Source organism: Lysobacter helvus, assembly GCF_018406645.1.
Taxonomy (GTDB): Bacteria; Pseudomonadota; Gammaproteobacteria; order Xanthomonadales; family Xanthomonadaceae; genus Noviluteimonas; species Noviluteimonas caseinilytica.
The window spans coordinates 1,925,703-1,949,645 of the sequence record NZ_AP024546.1; the positions used below are offsets into that span (position 1 = coordinate 1,925,703).

The 23,943-nt window shown below is 69.5% G+C and carries 29 protein-coding genes; 10 read left to right on the top strand and 19 right to left on the bottom strand.

Going from position 1 to position 23,943, the window contains the following annotated elements:
* Positions 1-2 precede the first annotated feature (2 nt).
* The 5 genes from ruvX to LYSHEL_RS09390 all read left to right on the top strand — a co-directional run bounded on the left by ruvX (position 3) and on the right by LYSHEL_RS09390 (position 4,142).
* On the top strand, positions 3-485 hold the full coding sequence (gene ruvX, locus LYSHEL_RS09370) for a Holliday junction resolvase RuvX (RefSeq protein ID WP_213433760.1): 483 nt from the start codon (positions 3-5) through the stop codon (positions 483-485).
* Complete coding sequence (locus tag LYSHEL_RS09375; protein ID WP_213433762.1) at positions 482-1,429, top strand: aspartate carbamoyltransferase catalytic subunit; 948 nt, start codon at positions 482-484, stop codon at positions 1,427-1,429. The genes ruvX and LYSHEL_RS09375 overlap by 4 nt, the downstream gene beginning before the upstream one ends.
* A 111-nt stretch (positions 1,430-1,540) precedes the next feature.
* Positions 1,541-2,902 carry a magnesium transporter gene (gene mgtE / locus LYSHEL_RS09380; protein ID WP_213433764.1) on the top strand — a complete coding sequence of 454 codons (1,362 nt, stop codon included), beginning with the start codon at positions 1,541-1,543 and terminating at the stop codon, positions 2,900-2,902.
* Positions 2,899-3,651 carry a tetratricopeptide repeat protein gene (locus LYSHEL_RS09385; protein WP_213433766.1) on the top strand — a complete coding sequence of 251 codons (753 nt, stop codon included), beginning with the start codon at positions 2,899-2,901 and terminating at the stop codon, positions 3,649-3,651. Before mgtE ends, LYSHEL_RS09385 begins: the two co-directional genes overlap by 4 nt.
* Positions 3,648-4,142 carry a hypothetical protein gene (locus LYSHEL_RS09390; RefSeq protein ID WP_213433768.1) on the top strand — a complete coding sequence of 165 codons (495 nt, stop codon included), beginning with the start codon at positions 3,648-3,650 and terminating at the stop codon, positions 4,140-4,142. The genes LYSHEL_RS09385 and LYSHEL_RS09390 overlap by 4 nt, the downstream gene beginning before the upstream one ends.
* Before the next feature lie 9 nt (positions 4,143-4,151).
* Here the strand turns inward: LYSHEL_RS09390 and ptsP are convergent, their stop codons facing one another.
* From ptsP to LYSHEL_RS09455, 13 genes are all read right to left on the bottom strand, one after another.
* A complete protein-coding gene (gene ptsP, locus LYSHEL_RS09395; RefSeq protein WP_213433770.1) occupies positions 4,152-5,873 on the bottom strand; it encodes a phosphoenolpyruvate--protein phosphotransferase in 1,722 nt (573 codons plus the stop codon).
* Positions 5,873-6,142 carry an HPr family phosphocarrier protein gene (locus LYSHEL_RS09400; protein WP_213433771.1) on the bottom strand — a complete coding sequence of 90 codons (270 nt, stop codon included), beginning with the start codon at positions 6,140-6,142 and terminating at the stop codon, positions 5,873-5,875. Before LYSHEL_RS09400 ends, ptsP begins: the two co-directional genes overlap by 1 nt.
* Before the next feature lie 18 nt (positions 6,143-6,160).
* The gene (locus LYSHEL_RS09405) at positions 6,161-6,553 is read right to left on the bottom strand and encodes a PTS sugar transporter subunit IIA (protein WP_213433772.1); all 393 of its coding nucleotides are present in this window, start codon (positions 6,551-6,553) and stop codon (positions 6,161-6,163) included.
* A 58-nt stretch (positions 6,554-6,611) separates the two neighbouring features.
* Positions 6,612-7,457, bottom strand: a complete 846-nt coding sequence (gene rapZ / locus LYSHEL_RS09410) for an RNase adapter RapZ (protein ID WP_213437752.1) — start codon at positions 7,455-7,457, stop codon at positions 6,612-6,614.
* A 52-nt stretch (positions 7,458-7,509) separates the two neighbouring features.
* On the bottom strand, positions 7,510-8,457 hold the full coding sequence (hprK, locus tag LYSHEL_RS09415; RefSeq protein WP_213433773.1) for an HPr(Ser) kinase/phosphatase: 948 nt from the start codon (positions 8,455-8,457) through the stop codon (positions 7,510-7,512).
* Entirely contained in the window at positions 8,457-8,933 is a 477-nt protein-coding gene (locus tag LYSHEL_RS09420; protein WP_213433774.1) for a PTS sugar transporter subunit IIA, read from the bottom strand. The genes hprK and LYSHEL_RS09420 overlap by 1 nt, the downstream gene beginning before the upstream one ends.
* 10 nt (positions 8,934-8,943) lie before the next feature.
* Complete coding sequence (hpf, locus tag LYSHEL_RS09425) at positions 8,944-9,264, bottom strand: ribosome hibernation-promoting factor, HPF/YfiA family (protein ID WP_213433776.1); 321 nt, start codon at positions 9,262-9,264, stop codon at positions 8,944-8,946.
* A 79-nt stretch (positions 9,265-9,343) separates the two neighbouring features.
* Positions 9,344-10,786: an RNA polymerase factor sigma-54 gene (locus LYSHEL_RS09430; protein WP_213433778.1), complete on the bottom strand. Its 1,443-nt coding sequence runs from the start codon at positions 10,784-10,786 to the stop codon at positions 9,344-9,346.
* A gap of 46 nt (positions 10,787-10,832) precedes the next feature.
* Complete coding sequence (gene lptB / locus LYSHEL_RS09435; protein WP_213433780.1) at positions 10,833-11,552, bottom strand: LPS export ABC transporter ATP-binding protein; 720 nt, start codon at positions 11,550-11,552, stop codon at positions 10,833-10,835.
* On the bottom strand, positions 11,552-12,085 hold the full coding sequence (gene lptA, locus LYSHEL_RS09440) for a lipopolysaccharide transport periplasmic protein LptA (protein ID WP_213433782.1): 534 nt from the start codon (positions 12,083-12,085) through the stop codon (positions 11,552-11,554). The genes lptB and lptA overlap by 1 nt, the downstream gene beginning before the upstream one ends.
* Complete coding sequence (lptC, locus tag LYSHEL_RS09445; RefSeq protein ID WP_213433784.1) at positions 12,066-12,650, bottom strand: LPS export ABC transporter periplasmic protein LptC; 585 nt, start codon at positions 12,648-12,650, stop codon at positions 12,066-12,068. Before lptC ends, lptA begins: the two co-directional genes overlap by 20 nt.
* Positions 12,647-13,222, bottom strand: coding sequence for a KdsC family phosphatase (locus LYSHEL_RS09450; RefSeq protein ID WP_213433786.1), 576 nt, complete (start codon positions 13,220-13,222; stop codon positions 12,647-12,649). Before LYSHEL_RS09450 ends, lptC begins: the two co-directional genes overlap by 4 nt.
* Positions 13,223-13,236: 14 nt before the next feature.
* Positions 13,237-14,241 carry a KpsF/GutQ family sugar-phosphate isomerase gene (locus tag LYSHEL_RS09455; RefSeq protein WP_407075183.1) on the bottom strand — a complete coding sequence of 335 codons (1,005 nt, stop codon included), beginning with the start codon at positions 14,239-14,241 and terminating at the stop codon, positions 13,237-13,239.
* A gap of 63 nt (positions 14,242-14,304) precedes the next feature.
* On the opposite strand from LYSHEL_RS09455, the gene LYSHEL_RS09460 reads away from it, so the two are divergent.
* A complete protein-coding gene (locus tag LYSHEL_RS09460) occupies positions 14,305-14,538 on the top strand; it encodes a BolA family protein (protein ID WP_213433789.1) in 234 nt (77 codons plus the stop codon).
* A gap of 1 nt (position 14,539) precedes the next feature.
* Positions 14,540-15,817 (top strand): UDP-N-acetylglucosamine 1-carboxyvinyltransferase, encoded by a 1,278-nt coding sequence (gene murA / locus LYSHEL_RS09465; protein WP_213433791.1) that lies wholly within the window; start codon positions 14,540-14,542, stop codon positions 15,815-15,817.
* A 110-nt stretch (positions 15,818-15,927) separates the two neighbouring features.
* On the opposite strand, the gene LYSHEL_RS09470 is transcribed toward murA, so the two are convergent.
* Genes LYSHEL_RS09470 through purM form a run of 4 tightly spaced genes read right to left on the bottom strand, consistent with a single transcriptional unit; the run spans position 15,928 to position 19,134 of the window.
* The gene (locus LYSHEL_RS09470; protein WP_213433793.1) at positions 15,928-16,629 is read right to left on the bottom strand and encodes a DUF3108 domain-containing protein; all 702 of its coding nucleotides are present in this window, start codon (positions 16,627-16,629) and stop codon (positions 15,928-15,930) included.
* Positions 16,629-17,423, bottom strand: a complete 795-nt coding sequence (locus LYSHEL_RS09475) for a DUF3108 domain-containing protein (protein ID WP_244858497.1) — start codon at positions 17,421-17,423, stop codon at positions 16,629-16,631. The genes LYSHEL_RS09470 and LYSHEL_RS09475 overlap by 1 nt, the downstream gene beginning before the upstream one ends.
* Positions 17,420-18,088 (bottom strand): phosphoribosylglycinamide formyltransferase, encoded by a 669-nt coding sequence (gene purN, locus LYSHEL_RS09480; protein ID WP_213433794.1) that lies wholly within the window; start codon positions 18,086-18,088, stop codon positions 17,420-17,422. Before purN ends, LYSHEL_RS09475 begins: the two co-directional genes overlap by 4 nt.
* A gap of 11 nt (positions 18,089-18,099) precedes the next feature.
* The gene (gene purM, locus LYSHEL_RS09485) at positions 18,100-19,134 is read right to left on the bottom strand and encodes a phosphoribosylformylglycinamidine cyclo-ligase (RefSeq protein WP_213433796.1); all 1,035 of its coding nucleotides are present in this window, start codon (positions 19,132-19,134) and stop codon (positions 18,100-18,102) included.
* A gap of 124 nt (positions 19,135-19,258) precedes the next feature.
* On the opposite strand from purM, the gene LYSHEL_RS09490 reads away from it, so the two are divergent.
* The 3 genes from LYSHEL_RS09490 to hda are packed head-to-tail and all read left to right on the top strand — an operon-like array spanning position 19,259 to position 22,180.
* The gene (locus LYSHEL_RS09490; protein WP_213433798.1) at positions 19,259-20,326 is read left to right on the top strand and encodes a DUF2066 domain-containing protein; all 1,068 of its coding nucleotides are present in this window, start codon (positions 19,259-19,261) and stop codon (positions 20,324-20,326) included.
* Position 20,327: 1 nt separating this feature from the next.
* Positions 20,328-21,476, top strand: coding sequence for an AI-2E family transporter (locus LYSHEL_RS09495; protein ID WP_213433800.1), 1,149 nt, complete (start codon positions 20,328-20,330; stop codon positions 21,474-21,476).
* A gap of 5 nt (positions 21,477-21,481) precedes the next feature.
* Positions 21,482-22,180 carry a DnaA regulatory inactivator Hda gene (gene hda / locus LYSHEL_RS09500; protein ID WP_213433802.1) on the top strand — a complete coding sequence of 233 codons (699 nt, stop codon included), beginning with the start codon at positions 21,482-21,484 and terminating at the stop codon, positions 22,178-22,180.
* Here the strand turns inward: hda and murU are convergent.
* Positions 22,140-22,871, bottom strand: coding sequence for an N-acetylmuramate alpha-1-phosphate uridylyltransferase MurU (gene murU, locus LYSHEL_RS09505; RefSeq protein WP_213433804.1), 732 nt, complete (start codon positions 22,869-22,871; stop codon positions 22,140-22,142). The genes hda and murU overlap by 41 nt on opposite strands.
* A complete protein-coding gene (locus LYSHEL_RS09510; RefSeq protein WP_213433806.1) occupies positions 22,868-23,911 on the bottom strand; it encodes an aminoglycoside phosphotransferase family protein in 1,044 nt (347 codons plus the stop codon). Before LYSHEL_RS09510 ends, murU begins: the two co-directional genes overlap by 4 nt.
* Positions 23,912-23,943 lie beyond the last annotated feature (32 nt).

The window sequence follows — 23,943 nt, forward strand, 5'->3', positions numbered from 1 at the left end:
CCATGAAACTCGACGGCACCGTGCTCGGCTTCGACGTCGGCGCGCGCCGCATCGGCGTGGCGGTTGGCAGTGCGTACGGCAGCGGGGCGCGCGCGCTCGCGGTGATCGACGTGCACGCGCATGGTCCCGACTGGTCCGCGATCGACCGCATCCGCGCCGAATGGCGGCCCGATGGCCTCGTCGTCGGCGATCCGATGACGCTCGACGGCGGCGACCAACCCATCCGACAGCGTGCGCAAGCGTTCGCGCGCGCGTTGTCCGGGCGCTATCGCCTGCCGGTGGTGATGGTGGACGAGCGCATGAGTTCGATCGAAGCCGCGCAACGCTTCGCCGCCGACCGCGCCGAAGGCCGCAAGAAACGCCGCGACGCCGCGGCGCTGGACGCCGTCGCCGCCGCCGTCATCGTCGAACGCTGGCTCGCCGCGCCCAACGACGCCATCACCGTCGACCCCGACGCCCCCTTGCAACCCGGAGCCGCAGAGTGACCGTCGCCCAGGTGGACGCGCAGGGACGCCTGCGCCATTTCCTCACGCTCGAAGGCTTCCCGCGCACGGTGCTCGTGCGCCTGCTTGACCTGGCGCAACACTTCGACGAACGCCGCGGCGATCCCGCGTTGCGCCACACGCTCGCCGGCCGCACGGTGTGCACGCTGTTCTTCGAACCGTCCACGCGCACGCGCTCCAGCTTCCAGATCGCCGCGCAGTCGCTCGGTGCGGACGTGCTGAACTTCGATGCGTCCACGTCGTCGACCAGCAAGGGCGAGACCGCGCGCGACACGCTCAAGACGCTCGAAGCGATGGGCGTGCACGGCTTCATCGTGCGCCACAAGGACGATGGCGCCGTCGCCGCGCTCGCGGCCGAAGCGCGTCCCGGCACCGCACTGATCAACGCTGGCGACGGACGCATCGCGCATCCCACGCAAGGCGTGCTCGACATGCTCACGCTGCGCCAGGCCAAGGGCGCGGACTTCTCGCGGCTCAAGGTTGCGATCGTGGGCGACGTGAAGCATTCGCGCGTGGCGCGCACCGACCTGCATGCGCTGCGCACGCTGGGCGCGGGCGAGATCCGCGTGTGCGGGCCGGCGTCCTTGCTGCCCACCGATGCCACGCTGGAAGGTTGCACGGTCACGGACGATTTCGATGCGGCGCTGGAAGGCGTCGACGCCGTGATGATGCTGCGCCTGCAACGCGAGCGGATGGAGGAAGGCCTGGTGGGTTCGCTGGCCGACTACCACCGCGATTACGGCTTGAGCGCAGCGCGCCTGAAGCGCGCCGCGCCCGGGGCCGTGGTGCTGCATCCGGGGCCGATGAACCGCGGGGTCGAGATCGACGACGACGTGGCCGATGGTCCCCAGTCGCTGATCCTGCGCCAGGTCGCCAATGGTGTCGCCGCGCGCATGGCGGTGCTCGAGGTGCTGCTCGGGGCGTGATGCATCCGCTTTGGGGGTGTGCGGTCGCGCGGCCGCAGTCCATAATCCGCGCCATGAACGCCTGACCCCTGTCGCGCACCTGCCGTCGCGACGCGCCATTGGAACTCCCGCATGGCCGAAGCGATCCGCCACGAGAAAACCGCGCGCCAGCTGCGTCTGTTGTCGGACGCGCTCGACAGCGGCCGCCTCGGTCCCGTGCGGCGTCTCGTCAACACGCTCTCGCCGGCGGAAATCGGCAACCTGCTGGAATCCCTCCCGCCCGCCAAGCGCACCATCGTGTGGGGCCTGGTCGATGCCGAGGACGACGGTGAAGTGCTGGTGCATGTCGGCGACGACGTGCGCGAAAGCCTGCTGGCGGAAATGGACCCGGACGAAATCGTCGCGGCGGTCGAAGACCTCGACATCGACGATCTCGCGGACCTCGTCGAAGACCTGCCGGACACCGTCATCGACGAAGTCCTCAAGTCGATGGACCGCGAGAACCGCGAGCGCCTGGAACAGGTGCTGTCCTACGACGAGGACACCGCCGGCCGCCTGATGAACCCCGACGTGGTGACGGTGCGCACCGACACCACGGTGGATGTCGTCCTGCGTTACCTGCGCCTGCGCGGCGAACTGCCGGACCACACCGATCATCTCTATGTCGTCAGCCGCCGGCACCAGTACCTCGGGCGCATCGCGTTGCAGTCGCTGCTCACGCACGAGGCCAACACGCCGATCAACCAGCTGATCGACGACGAGCAACCGGCGATCGGCGTGGACGAATCCGCGGACGAAGTCGCGCGCCAGTTCTCCGACCATGACTGGATCAGCGCCCCGGTCGTGGACGACAACAACATCCTGCTCGGCCGCATCACCATCGATGACGTGGTCGACATCATCCGCGAGCAGGCCGAACACCAGGTGCTCGGCGCGGCGGGCCTGGACGAAGACGAAGACCTGTTCTCGCCGGTGCCGCGCGCGTGGCGCCGCCGCATCGTGTGGCTGGGCGTCAACCTCGGCACCGCGTTCCTTGCGTCGAGCGTCGTCGGCCAGTTCCAGGGCACGATCGACCACATCGTCGCGCTGGCCGTGCTGATGCCGATCGTCGCGGGCATGGGCGGCAACGCCGGCACGCAGGTGCTCGCGCTGATGGTGCGCGGTTTGGCGCTCGGCCAGGTGGGCGCGTCGAACGTGCAGGTGCTGCTGTGGAAGGAACTGCGCGTGGCCGCCATGAACGGCGTGATGCTGGGCGGCATCGTCGCGCTCGCGACATGGGCGTGGTTCGGCAACGGGATGCTCGCGCTGGTGATCGGCGCGGCGATGACATTGAACCTGTTGTTCGCCGCCAGCGCCGGCGTGCTGGTGCCGCTGACGCTCAAGCGCATGAACCTGGATCCCGCGCTCGCGGGCGGCGTGATCCTGACGACGGTGACCGACGTGATGGGCTTCCTCGCGTTCCTCGGCCTGGCGACGTTGATCCTGCTGCGATGAGCTGCCTCGGGCGTCTCCTGCTGGCCATCGCGCTCGTGCCCGGCATGGCCTGTGCACAGAAGGAAGTACTCGTCACGCCGGGCCGCACGAGCATCTACAAGGCCGGCATCGGCGCGCAGTACCGCCCGGATTTCAACACGGCGATGCGCGCGCTGCAGGATGACCACGACGCCGCGAAGGCGTTGGCCTTGCTCGCGCCGATCGGCGAATTCTGCGAAGCGTTGCAGCGCCCCGGCATGCGATCGATCGCGGTCGCGGAAGAAGCGGAATACGACCGCTACCTCGCCGAGCATCCGGGCACGCCGGTCGACCTGGTGGACATGACGTGTCCGATGGCCTTCCACGCGCAGGCCTTTGCGCTCATCGAGCTCAAGCGCGAATCCGCCGAGGTCCTGCGCGCGCTCGACCGCGCCATCGCGATCGCGCCGTACTGGGCCGAACCGCACAACGAACGCGGCTTCCTGCTGGCGCAGGCCGGGCGTCGCGACGAAGCGCTGGCGTCCTATCGCCAGGCGATCGCGCTCGCGGAAGCGAGCCGCAGCAAGGAAGGCGCCGCCGTCGCGTATCGCGGCCTGGGGTACACGCTGGTCGAAATGCAGCAGTGGCAGGCAGCGCGCGAGGCGTACGACAAGTCGCTGGCCATCGAGCCGGGGAACCGGATCGCGTTGGACGAGCTGGCGTTCATCGAGAAGAACGCGCCCCAAGCGAAGCCTTCGACCGAAAAGACGCAGCCCGGGGACGCGCGATGAAATCGGCCCTGCGCGTGATTGCACTTACCGGGTTGCTCGCCGCCTGCACGCAGCCTGCAGAAACGCAAGCCACATCGGCGACGGCCGCGCCCAAGGGCTTCGACGCCACCTCGCCGTACAGCAACTACGAGCTCACGATGGAGCGCATCGACGCGATGCTCGTCGCGCAGTCGTACCTCGCCGCGGCGGTGAAGGATGATCCGACGCTCGAAGTCGCGATGAAAGCGGCCTCCGGCGAAGACGGCGTGCGTTACGCCGCGCGCCTGGAAGCCACGCCCGCGTTGCGCGATGCCATCGCGAAGTCGGGCCTGTCGACGCGCGACTACGCGCTGACGAGCGAAGCGTTGATGACCGCGCTGATGACGCAGGAAGCGCTCACGGCCGGCCGGCTGAAGGCCATCCCGCACGGCGTGAACCGGCAGAACGTGTACTTCGTGCGCGAGCACAAGGATGCGTTGGCGGCGCGCTTCGCCGGCTACCAGCAACGCTGACGCTGTCCGTCAGGTCGCGCCCACCGACCGCAACCAGCCTTCGATGGCGTTCCGGTCGCGCGCACGCACCAGCGCGGGCGCCTTCGCGCGCAGCGCGGCGAGGTCGAACCCGCGGATTGCGCGGCGCAATTCCAGCAGCGTATTGGGATGCAGGCTGAATTCGCTCAGCCCCAGCGCGAGCAGCATCGGTGCGAACGTGGAATCGCCCGCCATTTCGCCGCACACCGCGATCGGCTTGTTGCGCTTGTGCGCGATGCGGATCACGCCGTGCAGCAGGCGGATGAGCGCCGGGTGCAGCGGCGTGTACACGTCGCCGAGGGCTTCGTTGTTGCGGTCGGCGGCGAGCAGGTACTGGATGAGGTCGTTGGTGCCCACCGACAGGAAATCCACCGCGCCCACGAACGTCGGCAGGGCGATCGCCGCGGCCGGCACTTCGATCATCGCGCCGAGCGGCAAGGTCTCCGCGACTTCCTGGCCTTCCTTGCGGACTTCGGCCAGTACCTCGCGCAGCATCGTGCGCACCGCGATGATCTCCTCGCGGCAGCTGATCATCGGCACGAGCACGCGCACGGGGCCATAGCCGGAGGCGCGCACGATCGCGCGCAACTGCGTGCGGAACAACGCGTCGCGCGCGAGCGACAGGCGCACGCCGCGCAGGCCGAGCGCGGGGTTGGGTTCGTCGTCGAGCACCAGGCCGCTGCGGTCGGCCTTGTCGGCGCCGAGGTCGAGCGTGCGGATGGTGACGGTGCGGCCGGTCATGCCGAGCACGACGTCGCGGTAGGCGCGGAACTGTTCTTCTTCGTCCGGCAGTTCGTTGCGCTGCAGGAACAGGAATTCGGTGCGGTACAGGCCCACGCCCGCCGCGCCCAGCGCATGCGCTTCGGCGACGTCGGCGCGCGATTCGGCGTTGGCCCACAGCTTGATGTCCACGCCGTCGAGCGTGCGCGTGGGTTCGCGGCGCAGGCGGTTGAGCTGCCGGCGTTCGCGCACCTGGTCGCGCATGCGCGCGCGGTGGCCGCGCAGGTCTTCGGCGTTGGGTTCGACGACGACGAGGCCGCTGGTGCCATCGACCGCGAGTACGTCGCCGTCGTTGACCTTCATCAGCGCCTGCACCGCACCCACCACGAGCGGCACGTGCAGGCTGCGCGCGAGGATCGCGGTGTGCGACAGCGCGCTGCCGCCGGCGGTGACCACGGCCATCACGCCCTGCGCCTGCAACTGCGCGAGTTCCGCGGGCGCGACGTTGTCGGTGACGAGGATGTCGCCGGCGAGGCCGCGCACTTCGGTGGCGCGGCGATGCAACGCGGCGTGGATGCGGCCGATGACCTGGTCGATGTCCTCGATGCGGCTGCGCATGTACGCATCGTCCATGCCCTTGAACACGCCGGCGATGCGGTCGCGTTGCAGGCGCAGGGCGTAGTCGGCGGTGTAGCGGCCGGTGCGGATCAGGTCGTCGAGGCCGTGCAGCAGTTCGGGATCGTCGAGCAGCAAGGCGTGCAGGTCGAGGAACTCGCCGACTTCCTGCGCGAGCGCGCCGTGCAGGCGCTGGCGCAGCACGCGCATCTCGTCGCGCACGACGTCGATCGCGGCATGCAGGCGTTGCAGTTCGTCTTCGACGGCATCGGCGGGGATGCGTTCTTCGGCGACATCCAGCACGTGCGGCAAGCGGACCCGGGCACGGCCGAGCGCGCTGCCGCGCGAGGCGCCGTGTCCGGGCAGGAGTTGCCGCATCAGCTGCCCTCGTCGAAGAGGCGCTGGAACAGGTCGGCCACCGCGGCGGCGGCTTCGGCTTCGTCTTCGCCATCCACGCGCAGCGTGACCGGCGTGCCCTGGCCCGCGGCGAGCAGCATCACGCCCATGATGCTCTTGGCATTCACTTCGCGACCCTTCGCGCTGAGCGTGGCGCCGCTGCGGAAGCCCGACAGCAGTTGCACGAGCTTCGCCGTGGCGCGCGCGTGCAGGCCGAGCTTGTTGGCGACGAGGAGTTCGCGTTCGATCACGTGCAGTCCCTGGCGTTGTCAGGCGTCGTCATGGATCACCCCGTTGCGGGCGCCGGCGGCGGCGACGTTCGGGAGTTCGTCGAGGTCCATCTCGGCGTAGTTCATCACGCGCAGCAGCATGGGCAGGCTCAGCGCGGACACGCGGCGCACGGGCGTGCCGATGCGCGACAGGCGCGCGGCGAGGTTGCTGGGCGAGGCGCCGTACAGGTCCACCAACACCAGCACGCCCTGGCCGCCATCCACGCGCCGCAGCGCGGCGCTGGCCTGCGGCAGCAATGCGTCGGGGTCGGCGTCGAACGGGACTTCGAAGGCTTCGGTCTTCAGCGGCAACTGGCGCAGCAAACGCGTGGCCACGGCGAGCAGCGCCGAGCCGATGCCTTCATGCGTGATCAGGAGGATGCCGACGGACATGGCTGCAACTTAGCAGAGGGACGCGACGGGCCGGAAGCGACGGACCACACGAATGCCGTCAGTCGAGCTCCCGATGGTGCACTGCAACCTCGGCCCATCCCTTTTCGCGGCAATGGCGCGCGAGCCGCTCGGCCAGGTACACCGAACGGTGCCGGCCCCCGGTGCACCCGAAGGCCACGGTGACGTAGCTGCGCGTGTCCGACTGCAGGCGGGGCAGCCAGGTGTCGAGGAAGCCTTCGATCTCCCCGGCGTACTGCACGACGTCCGGCTGGGCTTCGAGGTATTCGCACACGTCCTGGTCGCGCCCGGACAGCGGACGCAGGCGCGCATCCCAGTGCGGGTTTGGCAGGCAGCGCGCGTCGAACACGAAGTCCGCGTCCGGCGGCACGCCGCGGCGGTAGGCGAAGGATTCGAACAGCAGCGACAGGCTGCTCGCGTCGCTCAGGCCGAATTCGGTGATCACCACGCGGCGCAGCTTGTGCACGTTGAGGTGGCTGGTATCGAGCACGACGTCCGCGATCTGCCGCAGCGGCTTAAGCGCCTGGCGTTCCAGCCCGATCGCATCGGCGAGCGCGAGGCCGAGGTGGCTCAGCGGATGGCGGCGGCGCGTGTCGGCGTAACGGCGCAGCAGCACGTCGTCGGCGGCATCGAAGAACAGGAGTTTCGGATCCAGGCCCAGGCCGCCGACTTCCGACAGCACGTCCGGGATCACGCCCAGGTCGCCGCCGCTGCGCACGTCCAGGCCGACCGCGAGTTTTTCCGGGCGATCCTCGCCGCGCATCACGCGCTTGACGAATTCGGGCAGCAAATCGGCGGGCAGGTTGTCGACGCAGTAGAAGCCGAGGTCTTCCAGCGTGTTGAGCGCGACGGACTTGCCCGAACCGGACATGCCGCTGACGATCATCAGGCTCGGCGCCGGGTGGGCGGGCGGGGCGGGCGGAACGTTGCTCACGAGGTCAGCTCGAGCGTTCGAGGAAATGGGAATGGCGCGCCATGAAGGCGGCCGCGGGATCCACGCCTTTCGCGCGCAGGATGTGCGCGCGGGCGGCGGCTTCGGTCAGCACGGCCAGGTTGCGGCCGGGCATGACGGGCAGGGTGATCTGCGGCACGTCCAGGTCCAGCACGCGGCGCACGCTGAGGTCGCCGAGGATGCGTTCCATGCCGCTGGGCTGCGGTTCGAGGTGCGGCTTGGTCAGGTGCACGATCAGGCGCAGGTACTTGTTCTTCTTCACCGCGGTGTCGCCGAACATCTGGCGCACGTTGAGCACGCCCAGGCCGCGTACTTCCAGCAGATCCTGCAGCAGGTCGGGGCACGTGCCGTCGAGCACGTCCGGTGCGATCTGGGTGAATTCCGGTGCGTCGTCGGCGACGAGGCGATGGCCGCGCGTGACCAGTTCCAGCGCGAGCTCGCTCTTGCCCGATCCGGATTCGCCGGTGATCAGCACGCCGATGGAATAGATCTCCATGAAGACGCCATGCAGCGTGACGCGCGGCGCGAGCGTGCGCGCGAGCTGGTACTGCATGTGGTTGAGCAGTTCGTGCCCGCGGCGCGGCGACACCCACAACGGCGTTTCGGTTTCCTCGGCCGCGGTGCGCAGGTCTTCGGGGACGCGCTGTTCCTTGCTGATCGCGATCGCGAGCGGACGCGCATCGATGATCTTCTCGATCACTTCCCAGCGCGCGCGCGAATCCAGGCCGTCGAGCCACGCGAGCTCTTCGCTGCCGAGGATCTGCACCTTGTTGGGATAGATGATGTTGAGGTAACCCGCGAGCGACGGGCGCCGCGCGACGGTATCCACCGCCTCGAGCACGCGCGAGGCGCCCGCTTGCCCGGCCACCCAGCGCAACGCCAGGTGCCCGACGTGGCGATCGAACAATTCCTGCGCGGTGATTCGCTGCGGCATCAGGCCCCGCCGATGGCGACGGCGGCGCGCGCCGGGGCGAACAGCACGGCCCGCAGCGCCTCGATGTCCGGGGCGTTGCGCAAGGCGGCGCGGAACCCCGGATCGGCGAAGCGTTCGGCCAGTTCCGACAGCAATTCGAGGTGCTGTTGCGTGAAATGCTCCGGCACCGCCATCGCATACACGAGATCGACCGGTTCGCCGTCGGCCGCGCCGAAGTCCACCGGGTGCGCGAGGCGCAGGAACGCCCCGCGCGCGGTTTCGAAGGCGTTGGTGCGGCCGTGCGGGATCGCGATGCCGCAGCCGATGCCGGTGCTGCCGAGGCGTTCGCGCGCGCGCAGGCTGGTGCCGATGGCCTGGGTGATCACGGGCGAGCCATCGGCGAGCAGGCGCGCGGCAGCGTCGAGCACGCTGTCGCGGTCGACCGGTTCGACCAGCAGGACGATGCGGTCGGCGGCGAGCAGCGCGTGGAGCGGCATGCGGAGGGCGTCAGCCGAGGTCGCCGCGGACGGTCTCGCCGCGGTGGTGGTCGACGAGCTTTTCCTTGTGCTTCATCAGCAGGCGATCGAGCTTGTCGGCGAGCAGGTCGATCGCGGCGTACATGTTTTCGGCGGAGGCATCGGCGTGCAGCGTCTTGCCGGAGATGTTCACGTTGGCTTCGGCGCAGTGCTGCTGCTTTTCACAACTGAGTTGGGTGCGGACATCGAAGGGCTGGTCGAAGTGGCGCGCCAGCCGTTGCAGCTTGGACTCGACGTAGTCGCGCAACGCCGGGGTGACTTCGAGCTGCTGGCCATAGGTATCGATGCGCATCGCGGGCCTCCTTCACTCACGTTCGGAGGGACAGGATACGCCGCGGCGGCGTGAGGGGAAGGGCCACGGCCGGGCAATCTCAGCCGATGCGCAGGCGGTCCTGCGAGGACGGGATGCTCATGGCCTCGCGGTACTTGGCCACGGTGCGGCGGGCCACCGGGACGCCCGAGGCCTTGAGGTTCTCGGCCAGGCGCGCGTCGGAGAGCGGCTTGCGCGGGTCTTCGCCTTCGATCAGGCGCCGGATCATCGCCTGGATGGCGGTGCTGGAGGCTTCGCCGCCGCCGCCGGTGTCGATGCCGGACGCGAAGAACGCGCGCAACGGCATCGTGCCGCGCGGTGTACGGACGTACTTGCGTGCGATGGCGCGGGAAATGGTGGATTCGTGCAGGCCCACTTCGCCGGCGACTTCGCGCAGGGTGAGCGGGCGCAAGGCCTGGTCGCCGAATTCCAGGAACGCCGATTGCTGGCGCAACAGGCAACGCATCACCTTGAGCAGCGTGTCGCCGCGCGCTTCCAGGCTCTTGAGCAGCCAGCGCGCTTCCTGCAGGCGGCCGCGCAGGTAGAGCGCGTCGTTTTCGTTCGCCGAGCGGATCATGCGTTCGTAGCCGCGATGGATCGAGATGCGCGGACGGCCGCCGGCGGCGAGCGCGACGCGCCACTGGCCCTGCTGGCGCCACACGACGCAGTCGGGCGTGACGTAGGTATCCGCGGACAACCCGCCCAGCTGCGCGCCGGGGCGCGGTTCGAGCGAACGCAGCAGGTGCACGGCGCATTCGATGTCTTCGGTGGGGCGCTGCAGTTCGTGCGCCAGGCCGGCGACGCCGATCTTCGGCAGGCGTTCGAGCGGACCGTCGGCCATGCGCCGCGCGAGTTCGCGTCCGGGCGTGTCGGCGTCCAGCAGGTCGAGTTGCAGTTGCAGGCATTCGTTGAGCGAACGCGCGCCCACGCCGGGCGGATCGAAACGCTGTACCTGGTGCAGCACGGTCAGCACTTCGTCCAGGCTCGGGTTCATGCCGGGCCGCAGGCCTTCGGCGATGGCTTCGATCGTTTCGCGCAGGTAACCGTCGTCGTCGATCGACTCGATGATCGACACGCCGATCGTGCGGTCGCGCTGCGAGAGGTGGCTGAGGTGCAGCTGCCACAGCAGGTGGTCCTGCAGCGTCTCGCCTTCGGCGACCTGTTCGGCGAGGGGTTCGTCGTCGCTGTCGGCCGGGCCGATGCGTTCGTACCAGGTTTCGTTTTCGTCGCCGTCCCACGCGGAGGCTTCCGGCGGCGGGCGGTCGTCGTCGTGGCTGCTGCGTTCGTCGCCGGTGCCGTCGTCGCGGACGCGGGCGTCGCCGTTGCCGTCGTGGGTTTCCAGCGGCGGGGATTCCTCCCAGTCCAGCAACGGGTTGCTCTCGACCGCGCTGGCGATCTCGACTTCGAGCTCCGCGGTCGACAGCTGCAACAGGCGGATGGCCTGCCGCAACTGCGGGGTCATCACCAGGTGCTGTCCCAGCGATGTCTGGAGGCGGGGCTTCATGGCGATATCAACGTGGCCGGATGGTTTCGACGGCCGGGACGCGCACCTACAGGCGGAATGCTTCACCCAGGTACACGCGGCGGACGTCGGGGTTCGCCAGCAGCGCGTCCGGAGCCCCCTGCGCGAGCACGCTGCCTTCGTTGAGGATATACGCACGGTCGCAGATGCCCAAGGTCTCGCGGACGTTGTGGTCCGTGATGAGCACCCCGATGCCCCGCGCCTTGAGGTGGCGGACGATCCGCTGGATTTCGCCGACCGAGATGGGATCCACGCCCGCGAAGGGTTCGTCGAGCAGCATCAGGCGCGGCTTGGCCGCCAGCGCGCGGGCGATTTCCACCCGGCGACGCTCGCCGCCGGAGAGGCTGGCGCCGAGCTGGCCGGCGACGTGCGAGATCTGCAGTTCGTCGAGCAGGCTTTCGAGTTCACGCTCGCGTGCGTCTTCCGACAGGTCGGGGCGCAGTTCGAGCACCAGCCGCAGGTTGTCGGCGACGGTGAGCTTGCGGAACACCGACGGTTCCTGCGGCAGGTAGCCGACGCCCAGGCGCGCGCGGGTGTACATCGGCTCGCCGGTGATGTCGCGGCCGTCGAGCACGATCTTGCCGGCGTCGGCGGGCACCAGGCCCACGATCATGTAGAAGCACGTGGTCTTGCCGGCGCCGTTGGGGCCGAGCAGGCCGACCACTTCGCCGGCATCGAGCGTGAGGCCAAAATCGCGGACGACCGCGCGATTCCGATACGACTTGCGCAGCCCTTCGGCCACCAGCATCAGCGCGTGCCCTGCTGGGTCTTGGGCGGGAACTTCACGTGCACGCGGCCGGGGCCTTCGCCGCCACTGCCCTGCACCTGGCCGGATTTCATGTTGTACGAGATGCGACCGGCGGTGATGTTGCCGCCGCCGCGCTGGTCGATCACCGCATTGCCGGTGAACACGACGGTGTCGGTGCTCATGTCGTAGTCGACGTTGGACGCGCGCCCGGTGACGGTGGAGCCGTCGTCGAGCTCCTGGCTCATCTGCGCGGGCGCACCCGTCAGGATGACGCGGCGGATGTCGCCGTTGGAGCGGTGTACGACGGCCTTGGCGGCCTGCACGAGCAGCGTGCCCTGGGTGAGGTGGACGTTGCCGGTGAACGAGCACGGGCCGTCGCCGGCCACCGTGCAATCGGTGCTGGTGGCTTCCACGTCGAGCGGCTGGTTGCGATCCGACGTGCGCGCAACGGCACCGGCGCACGCCAGCGCCGTGGACAGGCCGAGGGCGAGCAGGGCGGCGGGACGCAGGGATTCAGCGGGCTTGCGGCGCATAGTGGACCTTGACGTTCGACGTGAGCCGGACGCGCTTGCTGTCAAGCAACGCCTCCATGCCTTGGCCGCGCAGTATAGAACCCGGCTGCGTGACCGTGACCGTGGTGGGCGAGGTGGCGCGGTTGGCGTGCGGGAACACGTTCAGTTGCTCGGTCGCCATCTCGATGGGTTGCGCGCGCGTGCCGGCGGTCTTCGCCAGCACCGTGCCCGCCAGGCGCAGTTCGTCGCCGGCGGCGCTGACCCAGCCGGTTTGCGAGGTGACGATCCAGCCCGCTTCGCGCGTGGGCACCGCGCCCGCGGTGGCCGCGGCCGGGATGAGGAAGGTGGGCGTGGCCAGCGTCATCGTGCGGTCGCCGGGGCTGCGCGCCAGGCGCGGGGCTTGCAGCGTGAAGGACTCATGCCCGAGGTTGTCGAGCACGACCACTTCGAAATCCTGCAGCACGTAATCCGAACGCGAATCCACCGCGACCAGCGCGCTCTTCGGCGGGCGGTGCTGCCAGATCGACCAGCCGCTGATCGCGGCCGCCGCGGCCAGGCCCAGCGTCAGCCATCCGCGCGTGCTCACGCCTGTGTCTCGACGCGCACGCCGGTGACGTGGGCGATGTCGGACACCAGGTGTTCGGCGTGGCCCTGCGCGGCGAGGATGAGGTCGCACAGTTCGCGCGCCGCGCCTTCGCCGCCGCGCGACACGGTGCGCCAGTGCGCGCGTTCGCTCGTCCAGCGATGCGCCTGCGCCGGGGCGACCGACAGGCCCACCTGCTGCATCACGCGCAGGTCCGGCAGGTCATCCCCCATGAAGGCGATTTCGTCCATGCCGATGCCCATGCGTCCGGCGATCTTTTCCACGCAGTCGAGCTTGTCGTGCACGCCGGTGTAGGACTCGACGCCCAGTTCGTGCGCGCGGCGTTCGGCCGACGGGCTGAGGCGCGCGGTGACGAACGCGACCGCGATGCCGTGCCGCATCAGCAGCTTCATGCCCAGGCCGTCGAAGACGTGGAAGGTTTTCGATTCGCGGCCGTCGGCGTCGATGAGCAGGCGGCCGTCGGTGAGCGTGCCGTCCACGTCGAAGCACACCAGCTTGATGCGCGCGGCGCGTTCGCGGATATCGCCGGGGAAATCGTTGAGGTGGGAATACATGTCGGTTGCGTCCCTCACACCACGCGCGCGCGCAGCAGGTCGTGGATGTTGAGTGCGCCGACGACGCGGCGGTCCTGGTCGATGACGAGCAGGGCGTTGATCTTGTGCGCTTCCATCAGCTGCGCGGCTTCCACCGCGAGCGCATCGGCGTCGATGACCTTCGGGTTGCGCGTCATCACCTTCGCAATGGGCGTGGCGCGCACGTCGATGCTGGCGTCGTCGAGCGTGCGGCGCAGGTCGCCGTCGGTGTAGAGGCCGAGCAGCTTGTTGTCCGCGTCCACGATGGCGCTCATGCCCAGGCGCTTGCGGCTCATCTCGACCAGCGTCTCGCTGAGCGAGGCGCCTTCGCGCACGCGCGGGACTTCGTCGCCGGAATGCATGACGTCGCGGATGTGCAGCAGCAGGCGGCGGCCGAGCGCGCCGGCCGGGTGCGAACGCGCGAAGTCTTCCGCGGTGAAGCCGCGCGCTTCGAGCAGCGCGACGGCGAGCGCATCGCCGAGCGCGAGCGCGGCGGTGGTGCTGGACGTCGGCGCGAGCGCGAGCGGGCAGGCTTCGGCCGGCACGCTGGCATCCAGGTGGACTTCGGCTTCGCGCGCCAGCGACGAACCGGGGCGGCCCGTCATCGCGATCAGCGCATTGCCCTGGCGCTTGAGCACCGGCAGCAGCATCAGCAACTCATCGCTTTCGCCGGAATACGACAGGGCCAGCACGATGTCGGCGTCGGTGATCATCCCGAGGTCGCCGTGGCCGGCTTCGCCCGGATGCACGTAGAACGCGGGGGTGCCGGTGGACGCGAGGGTGGCGGCGATCTTGCGCGCCACGTGGCCCGACTTGCCCATGCCCGTGCACACCACGCGGCCGCGGCAGGCGAGCATCAACTGGCAGGCGGCGGTGAACGCCCCGTCCAGCCGCGCGGCGACCGCTTCCAGGCCCTGGGTTTCGATGGCGATGACGCGCCGCCCGCTGGCGGCGAAATCGAAGGCCGCCGAGGCGCTGGGTGGGAGGTGTTCCGGGTGCAGGGCCATGGGGACTGGCGCGGCCTTCCGCTAGACTGAGGGGCGCAGTTTACAGGACCACCCCGAATGAACGCCGACACCATCCGCCACTTGATCGAACAGGGCCTGCCGGGTGCGCAGGCGAGCGTGCAGGGCGAGGATGGGGTCCACTTCGAAGCCACCGTCGTGAGCGCTGCGTTTGCCGGCAAGTTGCCGCTCGCGCGCCATCGCATGGTGTACGCCACGCTGGGCGATCGCATGGGCGGCGAAATCCATGCGCTCGCCCTCAAGACGCTCACGCCGGACGAGGCGAACGCCTGACATGCAGAAGATCCTGATCGAGGGCGGCACGCCGCTCAATGGCGACGTGCAGATCTCCGGCGCGAAGAACGCCGTGCTGCCGATCCTGTGCGCGACGCTGCTCGCCGACGAACCCGTGCAGATCAGCAACGTGCCGCACCTGCACGACGTGGTCACCACCGCCAAGCTGCTCGCGGGCCTGGGCGCGGAGATCACGGTGGACCAGGGCACGATCGGCAAGGGCAGCGAAAGCGGGATGGTCGTGGATCCGCGCAGCGTCAATTCGCACATCGCGCCGTACGAACTGGTCAAGACGATGCGCGCGTCGGTGCTGGTGCTCGGCCCGTTGCTCGCCAAGTACGGCGCGGCGGAAGTGTCGTTGCCCGGCGGCTGCGCGATCGGTTCGCGCCCCGTCGATTTGCACATCAAGGGCCTGCAGGCGCTGGGCGCCGAGATCAGCGTCGACCACGGTTTCATCAAGGCGAAGGCCGGTCGCTTGAAGGGCGGCCGCGTCGTGTTCGACCTGGTGAGCGTGGGCGCCACCGAGAACGTGCTGATGGCGGCCTGCCTCGCGCAGGGCACCAGCGTGCTCGAGAACGCGGCGATGGAACCGGAGATCGTCGACCTCGCCGACTGCCTCAACGCGATGGGCGCGCGGATCGAAGGCGCGGGCAGCAACAAGATCACCGTGCACGGCGTGGAGCGCCTGCATGGCGCGAAGCACGCGGTGGTGGCCGATCGCATCGAGACCGGCACGTTCCTCGTCGCCGCCGCGATGACCGGCGGCCGCGTCACGGCGCGCCGCACGCGTCCGGAAACGCTGGATGCGGTGCTCGAGAAACTGCGCGAAGCCGGCGCCGAGATCGAAATCGAAGACGACCGCATCACCCTCGACATGCACGGCCGCCGCCCGCGCGCGGTGAACTTCAACACCGCGCCGCACCCGGCGTTCCCGACGGACATGCAGGCGCAATTCATGGCGCTCAACTGCATCGCCGACGGCGTGGGCGTGATCAACGAGACGATCTTCGAGAACCGCTTCATGCACGTGCAGGAACTGCTGCGCCTGGGCGCCGACATCCGCGTCGAAGGCCACACGGCGATCGTGCGCGGCGTGGCGCAGCTGAGCGGCGCACCGGTGATGGCGACGGACCTGCGCGCATCGGCGTCGCTGATCCTCGCGGGCCTGGTGGCGGACGGCGAGACGACCATCGACCGCATCTACCACCTGGATCGCGGCTACGAGAACATCGAAGAAAAACTGTCGGGGCTCGGCGCGCGGATCCGGCGCGTCGGCTGACGCGGGACCAGGGACCGGGGACCCGGGACCCGGGACCCGGGACCAGTAAAGAAAAAGCCGCGAATCGCTCGCGGCTTTTTTGCTTTTGGTCCCCGGTCCCGGGTCCCCGCTTAGTGCATCGCCTGCAACTTCAGGTCCATCTCGTCCTGCCCATCCTTGCGCTGCAGGATGCGCGCCGGCGCCGGCAGGCCATCGACCACCCACAGCACCGTCTGCTTGTTGCCGTCCGTGCGCGAGACCTTGGTGGCCTGGTGCGCCTTGCCGGCGAAGGTGATCTGTTCCTTGCCCGAGACCGTATACACGAGGTCCTTGGCGCGGCCTTCGTCGACCATGCGGTACTTCAGCGGCTTGCCTGCGGCGACGTCGCGCGCGATCGCCAGGTTGACCAGCATCGCGTCGAGGTCGCCGGCCTGCAGCTTCACCGGGCCGGCGCGATCGGGCTTCACGTCGCCGGTCCACGTCGCCACGCCGTGCGCCCAGTCGTACGTGGCCTGCTTGTTGACCTTCTTGATGATCACCGAGGCGTTGTCGGTGCCCGACAGCGGGCGCCACTGGCCGCCCTGTTCGTCGAAGGTGGTCGACTGGCTGAGCGAGGCCAGGCTGCTCTTGATGCTGAGCGTGTACTTCCACTGCGCGCCGGCCTGCGCGAGCGACATGCGCGCCGAGGCTTCCATGCCCATGTAGTTGGCCACGTAGTCGGCGTTGAACGGCTTGAGCGTGGCGTCGGCGGCCATGGCGGGCGCGAGCGTCGCGGAGGCGGCGAGCACGACCACGGCGAGCGGGCGCAGGGCACGGGAGAGGATCGAATGCATCAGGATTCCTTGTAGTCGACCAGGCGCAGGTCGATCGCGCCGTCGTCGTCTTGTTGCAGGATGCGGATCGGCGAAGGCACGCCTTCGACGACCCACAGCGTGGTGGCTTCGCCGCCGGCGCGCACGCGATCCACGCGCATGGCGTTGTACGACAACTCGTCGACGGCCTGCGATTCGCGTTGCGCCGCGACCACGTACTGCTGGTCGCGCGCGCGGCCTTCGTCGACGAAACGGTAATGCAGCGTGGTGCCGGGGACGGCATCGCGCAGCACGGCCAGGTTGATCAGCAGGCCGCTCATGTCGCCCGGTTGCAGGGCCACCGCGGTGCGGCGCGTCTTCTTGAGGTCGCCGGTCCAATGCGCGGCCTGCGCGGACCAGTCGTAGACGCCCGTGATCACCTTCTTGCTGAAGACCACCTTGCGCACGGAGCTCTGCGTGAGCGGCCGGTATTGCGTGCCGGCGACGTCGAACAGCGTGCTCTGCTGCAGGTTCACGCCGGCGATGCCGATCAGGCCATGCGTGGCGTCGATGCGCAGGTCGACGCGCCAGCGCGCGTTGTCCAGCGCGACGAGTTGCAGCGTGGCGTCGCCCAGCGGCTTGCCGTCGCGGAAGACCGCGTACGTGGCGAGGAAGGGGACCAACGCATGGCTTTCGACGACCGGCGCCGGTGCGGTCGTCGCCGGAGTCGCCGTCGTTGCCGGCGCCGCCACCTGGGCCACTGCGGGCGCAAGCGCGCACACGCCCGCCAGCAAGGCGGAGAGGACGAGGGGCAGGGGGCGGAAGCGGCGCTTCACGGGGGCGTCGGGCCAGGCGGGGCGGGGAATGCGGCGGACTCTACGCGGAGCGGACGCAACATGGGATGACCATCCATGAGGACCGTGCCATCGCATTCAGCGATGCGCCCGGCCACCGCGAGCGCGACCACGGCGAGCAGCAGCGGGTGTTCGACCGCGAGCACCCGCGCGGCGAGGGCGTCGGGGGTGTCGCCCGGCAACACCGGAACGGTCGCTTGCGCGATCACCGCGCCGGCATCCAGTTCCGGGCTCACGAAATGCACGCTCGCGCCGTGTTCGGCCACGCCGTCGGCGATCGCGCGCGCATGCGTCTTCAGGCCGCGATAGGCCGGCAGCAACGAAGGGTGGATGTTGAGCAGGCGGCCGCGGAACCGCGCGACGAAACCGGCATCGAGCAACCGCAGGTATCCCGCGCACACGACCCAATCGGGCGACGTGGCGGCGATGGCCTCGGCGAGTTCATCGTCGAAGTCGCTGCGGTGCGCATAGGCCTTCGCATCGCGGCTCCAGCGCTTGGATGCCTCGACGCGTTGCAATGCGGGTGCTTCGAGCTTGTCGGAAAACACGCCGACGATCTCCGCGTCGAGCATGCCCGCCGCGATCGCATCCAGCAGCGCCTGCAGGTTGCTGCCGCGCCCGGAGGCGAGGATCGCGAGGCGACGCATGGCCAACGCGATCAGCCGATGCGGACGCGTTCGCCGCCGCCCGACGCCACCACCGCGCCGATCGGGCGATGCGCGAGGCCGAGGCGATCCAGGTCCGCCGACACGGCGGCGACATCGTTCGGCGCGAGGACGAGCACGAAGCCCACGCCGCAATTGAACGTGCGCCACATCTCGTCGCTCGGCACCGCGCCTTCGCGCTGCAGCCAGTCGAACACCGGCGGCAACACGATCGTCGACGCATCGATGTCGAGGCCGAGGCCGTCGGGGATCACGCGGATGATGTTCTCGGTGAGGCCGCCGCCGGTGATGTGCGCCATGGCGTGCAGGTCGTGCTTGCCGAGCAGTTCGAGGATCGGCTTGACGTACAGCTGCGTCGGCGCCATGAGCGCATCGACGAGCTTCACGCCGCCGAGGTCGAGATCGGCCGGACGGCCCGCGCGATCGTAGATGCGACGCACGAGCGAATAGCCATTGGAATGCGGGCCCGACGACGCGATGCCCAGCAGCACGTCGCCCGCGCGCACTTTCGCGCCGTCGACGATCTGCGACTTCTCCACCGCCGCGACGCAGAACCCGGCAAGGTCGTATTCGCCCGGCGGGTACATGTCGGGCATCTCGGCGGTCTCGCCGCCGATCAGCGCGCAGCCGGAGAGTTCGCAACCGCGCGCGATGCCGCCGACGACGGCGACGGTGGTGTCGACATCGAGCTTGCCGGTGGCGAAGTAGTCGAGGAAGAACAGCGGTTCGGCGCCCTGCACCAGCACGTCGTTCACGCACATGGCGACGAGGTCGATGCCGATCGTGTCGTGGCGGTTGAGCTGCTGCGCCAGCTTGAGCTTGGTGCCCACGCCGTCGGTGCCGGAGACCAGCACCGGTTCGCGGTACTTGCCCGACAGGTCGAACAGCGCGCCGAACCCGCCCAGGCCGCCCATCACCTCGGGCCGGAAACTGCGCTTGACCAGCGGCTTGATGCGTTCGACGACGGCGTTGCCCGCGTCGATGTCGACGCCGGCGTCCCGGTAGGTGAGCGGAGTGGGGGTGGTCACGTCGGTCCGGGAGGGCGCTGCGGGGCCGAGATTTTAACAGTGCGGGCTCGGCGCGCGCCCCCCGATTGGACGCGCGAGGCGCCGCTGCGGCACCATGCCCCCGGTTTCGCAGCAGGGATGAACGATGCGTCTGGCAATCCGGATCGCGGGCGTGGTGGCACTTTGGCTGGCGTTCGGCGCCGCGTTCGCGCAGCGCGTGGAAGGCGACCGTGCCGGCGCGCATGGCATGTACGAGGCCGAGGTCAACGTCAACGGCCAGGGCGAAACCGAGCGCAATACCGCCTTCGCCCGCGCGATGTCGCAGGTGCTGGGCAAGCTGTCGGGCAACCGCAGCGCCGCTTCGATGCCGGGCGTGGGGCAGGAACTGCGCCGCGCCCGCGACTACGTGAAGAGCTACGACTACCGCCAGGACGAAGGCCGCTCGGCCACCGGCGCCCCCACCTACACGACCACGCTGATCGTGCGGTTCGACCAGGAGCAGGTGGACGGCATCGCCGCCACGCTGGGCCTGCCGATCTGGGCCGAACCGCGGCCCAAGCCCGTGCTGTGGCTGGCGATCAACGACGGCCGCGGCCCGCGCCTGGTCGCGCTGGCGCAGACCGGCGCCGCGCGCGCCGTGCTCGACCGCGCGCAGGAACGCGGCTATCGCCTCGGCCTGCCGTCCGGCAGCGCCGCCGAACAAGCGGCCGTCGGCGCCATCTGGCGCGGCGACACCGCGGCCATCGCCCGCCTGTCCTCGCGCTACAGCCCGCCGATGCAGCTGATCGGCAAGCTCTACCGCGCCGAAGGCGGGGGCTGGACCGCCGACTGGACGTTCGTCGACAGCGGCAAGGTGCTGTCCACCTGGACGTCCACGCAGCCCGACGCGCGCCGCGCGATGGCCTCCGGCGCCGACGGCGCGGCCGACGCGCTGTCGAAGAAATACGCCAAGCGCAGCAGCGCGGCCGGCACCGCGGGGCGCTACACCGTGCAGATCGACGGCGTGCGCGACAGCGAGGACTACCTGCGCCTGATGTCCTACCTGCAGTCGCTGGCCGTCGTGCGCGGCATGGCGCCGGTGCGCGCGAACGCCGAAGGCCTGACGTTGGAGCTCGACCTGATCACCGGCCTGCCGGGCCTGAAGCGCGCGCTGGGCAACGGCGAAGTGCTCACGGCCGACGAAGGCGACGCCCCGGTCCTGCACCTGCGCTGACATGGACCTGCACGCGGCCACCCTCGCGCGCCGCTGGCAGTGGGCGCTGATCGCCGCGATCGCGGGCGTGCTGGTCTTCCTGCTCGCCCCGATCCTCACGCCGTTCGTGATCGCCGCGATGCTCGGCTGGCTGGGCGATCCCACGGTGGATCGCCTCGAACGCCGCGGCTGGTCGCGCACCACCGCGGTCGTGATCGTGTTCTGCCTGATGACGATGCTGCTGCTCATCGCGCTGGTGTTGCTGGTGCCGATGATCGAACGCCAGCTCGTCACGCTGATGGAATCGCTGCCGACCTACCGCGACTGGTTCATCGGCACCGCGTTGCCGTGGGTCGAGCGCCGCACGGGGCTGGAACTCGCCTCGTGGCTGGATCCGGATCGCATCGTGCAACTGATCCGCGAACACTGGGAGCGCGCGGGCGGCATCGCCACGACGATGCTCGGGTACCTGTCGGCGTCCGGGTTCGCGCTGATCGCGTGGGTGGCGAACATCGTGCTGATCCCGGTGCTCACGTTCTACTTCCTGCGCGACTGGGATTTGCTGGTCGAACGCTTCGCCGCGCTCGTGCCGCGGGACCACATCGCCACGGTGACGCGCCTGGCGAAGGAATCGGACGTCGTGCTCGGTGCATTCCTGCGCGGGCAGTTCAGCGTGATGCTCGCGCTGGGCGTGCTGTATGCGCTGGGGTTGTGGGCCGTGGGCCTCAACGTCGGCCTGCTGATCGGCTTCATCGCGGGCATCGTGAGTTTCGTGCCGTACCTCGGGCCCGCCACCGGCGTGGTGATGGGCGTGATCGCCGCGATGGTGCAGTTCGGCGACTGGAAGCACGTGGCGCTGGTGCTCGGCGTGTTCGGCGTCGGCCAGGTCATCGAGAGCTACGTGCTCACGCCGCGCCTCGTCGGCAATCGCATCGGCCTGCATCCGGTCGCGGTGATCTTCGCGATCATGGCGGGCGGACAGTTGTTCGGTTTCCTGGGCGTGCTGCTCGCGCTGCCCGTCGCCGCGGTGGTCAACGTGCTGTTGCGCTACGCGCACGAGCGTTACACGCGCAGTCGCCTCTACGCCGGCGAAGCGCCGCCCGGCATCGAACTGGATGCGTACGTCGACGCGGGCATCGAACGCCCGACGCCGGACGACGACCACGCCTGACGCAGATGTCGCCCGCCCCGCAGTTGCCGCTGGCGTTGCGCTATCCGCCGGACCAGCGGCTGGAAGCGTTCGTTGCCGCGCCCGACGGCGCGTTGGCGCAGGTGCGTGCGCTCGCGGAAGTCGCGCAGTCGGATTGGTTGTACCTCGCCGGGCCTGCTGGGGTCGGCAAAACGCATCTTGCGTTGGCGGCGTGCGCGGCGGCGGAAGCCGTGGGGCGCAGCGCCGCGTACGTGCCGGTGCGGGCCGCGGCGGGGCGGATGCGGGATGCGCTGGAAGCGTTCGATACGCATGCGCTGGTGGCGCTGGACGGCCTGGATGCGATCGCCGGCGAGCGCGAAGACGAAGTGGCGTTGTTCGACTTCCACAATCGCGCGCGCAGTGCGGGCATCGCCGTGCTCTACACCGCGACGGTGTCGCCGGATGCGTTGACGCTGGCGTTGCCGGATCTGCGTTCGCGCCTGCAGCAATGCACGCGGATCGTGCTGGCGCCGCTGGATGACGCGGGGCGGCGCGATGTGTTGCGCGACCGTGCGCAGCGCCGCGGCTTGATGCTGGATGACGCGGCGATCGATTGGCTGTTGCGGCGGCAGGGGCGCGATCTTGCGACGCTGACCGGGTTGCTGGATGTGCTCGACCGCGCGTCGCTGGCGGCGCAGCGGCGGATTACGGTGCCGTTCTTGAAGGAGACGTTGGGCGCGCGTTGAGCGACGCATCGAGTTCGGCCAGCCGCTGCGGCGTCCCGACATCCGTCCACGCGCCGCGGTGATGCGTACCGTCGATGGCGTTGCGGCCCATCGCGTGACGTAACAGCGGCGCAAGCTTGAACCGCGGCGGTGTCTCATCGACACCCGGCACGTTGCCGACGATCCCGCGCCAGCCATCGAACAACGACGGCCGATAAACGCCGATCCCCGCGAAGGTCAGGCGCGCTTCGCCGTCCGACGCCACCGTGCCGTCGGCGCGCAACGCGAAATCGCCGTTCGGATGCTGCGGCGGATTGTCGACGAGCACGAGATGCGCTTCGCCACGCGGCTCGCTCGGCAACCGCGCGAAATCGAAATCCGTCCACACGTCGCCATTCACGGCAAGGAACGGCGCATCGCCCAGCAACGTCAACGCATTGAAGAGGCCGCCGCCCGTTTCCAGCGGCGTCGCGCCTTCGTACGAGTAATGCAGCCGCACTCCCCATCGCGATCCATCGCCCAGCACATCCGGGAACCGCGCCGCCAACCAGCTCGTGTTGACGACGACATCGACGATGCCCATCGCCGCCAGTTTCTCCAGGTGCCACGCGATCAACGGCTTCCCGCCCGCTTCCAGCAGCGGCTTCGGCGTCGTGTTCGTCAGCGGCCGCATGCGTTCGCCGAGGCCGGCGGCGAGGACCAGTGCCTTCATCGCGTGGCGTCTTCCGCGGTGCCTTCGGTCCAGTGGCCGTATTCCTTGATCGCGGGCTTCACGCGCGTGGCGATCAGTTCGGCGAGCGGGGCGAGTTCCGGGTACTTCGGCAACACGTCGTCCAGGTAGGCGAAGAAGCGCGGCACGTCCTGCAAATACTTCGGCTTCGCATCGCGATGGTGCAGGCGCGCGAAGATGCCGATGACTTTCAGATGGCGATGCACGCCGATCAGGTCGGCGTCGCGGCGGAAGCGTTCCAGCGACGGCACCGGCAATCCGGCCTCCGCCGCACGTGCGTGGTAACGATCCAGCCAGCCGTGGATGCGCTCGACCGGCCAGCTCAGGAACGCATCCTTGAACAGGCACGTCGGGTCGTACGCGATCGGGCCCCGCACCGCGTCCTGGAAATCCAGCACGGCCGGCCCATCGGACGCGGGCATCAAATTGCGGGGCATGAAGTCGCGATGCACCAGCACCTGCGGTTGCGCGAGCGCGGCGTCGATCAGCACGCGATGCACGCGCTCGAGGCGTTGCAGGTCGCTGTCGTCGAGCACGAGCGCGAGATGTCGCCCGAGGTACCACTCGTCGAACAGGCGCAGTTCGCGCAGCAGCAGGGGCTCGTCGTACGCCGGGAAGTCGTCCGGCACCGGCGCGGCCTGCAGGCGCAGCAGCTGCGTGATCGCATCGTCGAACAACGCGTCGGCGTTGTCGGCGTGGATGACATGCAGGTAGGTGTCGGCGCCGAGGTCTTCGAGCAGCAGGAAGCCCGTCGCCGCGTCTTCGGCCAGCACCTGCGGCACGCGCACGCCGGCCGCTTCGAGCATCGCGCGGATGCGCAGCCACGGGCGCACGTCTTCCTTGTCGGGCGGCGAGTCCATCACGATGCGGCTCGGCTCGGGGCCCAGCGTGCGCCAGTAGCTGCGGAAGCCTGCATCCATGGAGGCGCGCGCCAGGCCCAGGTCGGCGTGGCCGGTGGCGGTGCGGGCCCAGGCGAGGCGCTGGTCGTCGCGCGAAGGCGCGGAAGCGGGGTCGGCGGTCATGCGCGAAGGGTAAACCGGCGGGCCTTCACGGC

Excerpts from the sequence above, each read along its gene's own strand:
- ruvX (WP_213433760.1), top strand. The coding sequence starts at position 3 with ATGAAACTCGACGGCACCGTGCTCGGCTTCGACGTCGGCGCGCGCCGC.
- mgtE (WP_213433764.1), top strand. The coding sequence starts at position 1,541 with ATGGCCGAAGCGATCCGCCACGAGAAAACCGCGCGCCAGCTGCGTCTG.
- LYSHEL_RS09385 (WP_213433766.1), top strand. The coding sequence starts at position 2,899 with ATGAGCTGCCTCGGGCGTCTCCTGCTGGCCATCGCGCTCGTGCCCGGC.
- LYSHEL_RS09390 (WP_213433768.1), top strand. The coding sequence starts at position 3,648 with ATGAAATCGGCCCTGCGCGTGATTGCACTTACCGGGTTGCTCGCCGCC.
- ptsP (WP_213433770.1), bottom strand. The coding sequence starts at position 5,873 with ATGCGGCAACTCCTGCCCGGACACGGCGCCTCGCGCGGCAGCGCGCTC.
- LYSHEL_RS09405 (WP_213433772.1), bottom strand. The coding sequence starts at position 6,553 with ATGTCCGTCGGCATCCTCCTGATCACGCATGAAGGCATCGGCTCGGCG.
- rapZ (WP_213437752.1), bottom strand. The coding sequence starts at position 7,457 with ATGATCGTCAGCGGCATGTCCGGTTCGGGCAAGTCCGTCGCGCTCAAC.
- hprK (WP_213433773.1), bottom strand. The coding sequence starts at position 8,457 with ATGCCGCAGCGAATCACCGCGCAGGAATTGTTCGATCGCCACGTCGGG.
- LYSHEL_RS09420 (WP_213433774.1), bottom strand. The coding sequence starts at position 8,933 with ATGCCGCTCCACGCGCTGCTCGCCGCCGACCGCATCGTCCTGCTGGTC.
- hpf (WP_213433776.1), bottom strand. The coding sequence starts at position 9,264 with ATGCGCATCGATACCTATGGCCAGCAGCTCGAAGTCACCCCGGCGTTG.
- LYSHEL_RS09430 (WP_213433778.1), bottom strand. The coding sequence starts at position 10,786 with ATGAAGCCCCGCCTCCAGACATCGCTGGGACAGCACCTGGTGATGACC.
- lptB (WP_213433780.1), bottom strand. The coding sequence starts at position 11,552 with ATGCTGGTGGCCGAAGGGCTGCGCAAGTCGTATCGGAATCGCGCGGTC.
- lptA (WP_213433782.1), bottom strand. The coding sequence starts at position 12,085 with ATGCGCCGCAAGCCCGCTGAATCCCTGCGTCCCGCCGCCCTGCTCGCC.
- LYSHEL_RS09450 (WP_213433786.1), bottom strand. The coding sequence starts at position 13,222 with ATGTATTCCCACCTCAACGATTTCCCCGGCGATATCCGCGAACGCGCC.
- LYSHEL_RS09460 (WP_213433789.1), top strand. The coding sequence starts at position 14,305 with ATGAACGCCGACACCATCCGCCACTTGATCGAACAGGGCCTGCCGGGT.
- murA (WP_213433791.1), top strand. The coding sequence starts at position 14,540 with ATGCAGAAGATCCTGATCGAGGGCGGCACGCCGCTCAATGGCGACGTG.
- LYSHEL_RS09470 (WP_213433793.1), bottom strand. The coding sequence starts at position 16,629 with ATGCATTCGATCCTCTCCCGTGCCCTGCGCCCGCTCGCCGTGGTCGTG.
- purN (WP_213433794.1), bottom strand. The coding sequence starts at position 18,088 with ATGCGTCGCCTCGCGATCCTCGCCTCCGGGCGCGGCAGCAACCTGCAG.
- LYSHEL_RS09490 (WP_213433798.1), top strand. The coding sequence starts at position 19,259 with ATGCGTCTGGCAATCCGGATCGCGGGCGTGGTGGCACTTTGGCTGGCG.
- LYSHEL_RS09495 (WP_213433800.1), top strand. The coding sequence starts at position 20,328 with ATGGACCTGCACGCGGCCACCCTCGCGCGCCGCTGGCAGTGGGCGCTG.
- hda (WP_213433802.1), top strand. The coding sequence starts at position 21,482 with ATGTCGCCCGCCCCGCAGTTGCCGCTGGCGTTGCGCTATCCGCCGGAC.
- murU (WP_213433804.1), bottom strand. The coding sequence starts at position 22,871 with ATGAAGGCACTGGTCCTCGCCGCCGGCCTCGGCGAACGCATGCGGCCG.
- LYSHEL_RS09510 (WP_213433806.1), bottom strand. The coding sequence starts at position 23,911 with ATGACCGCCGACCCCGCTTCCGCGCCTTCGCGCGACGACCAGCGCCTC.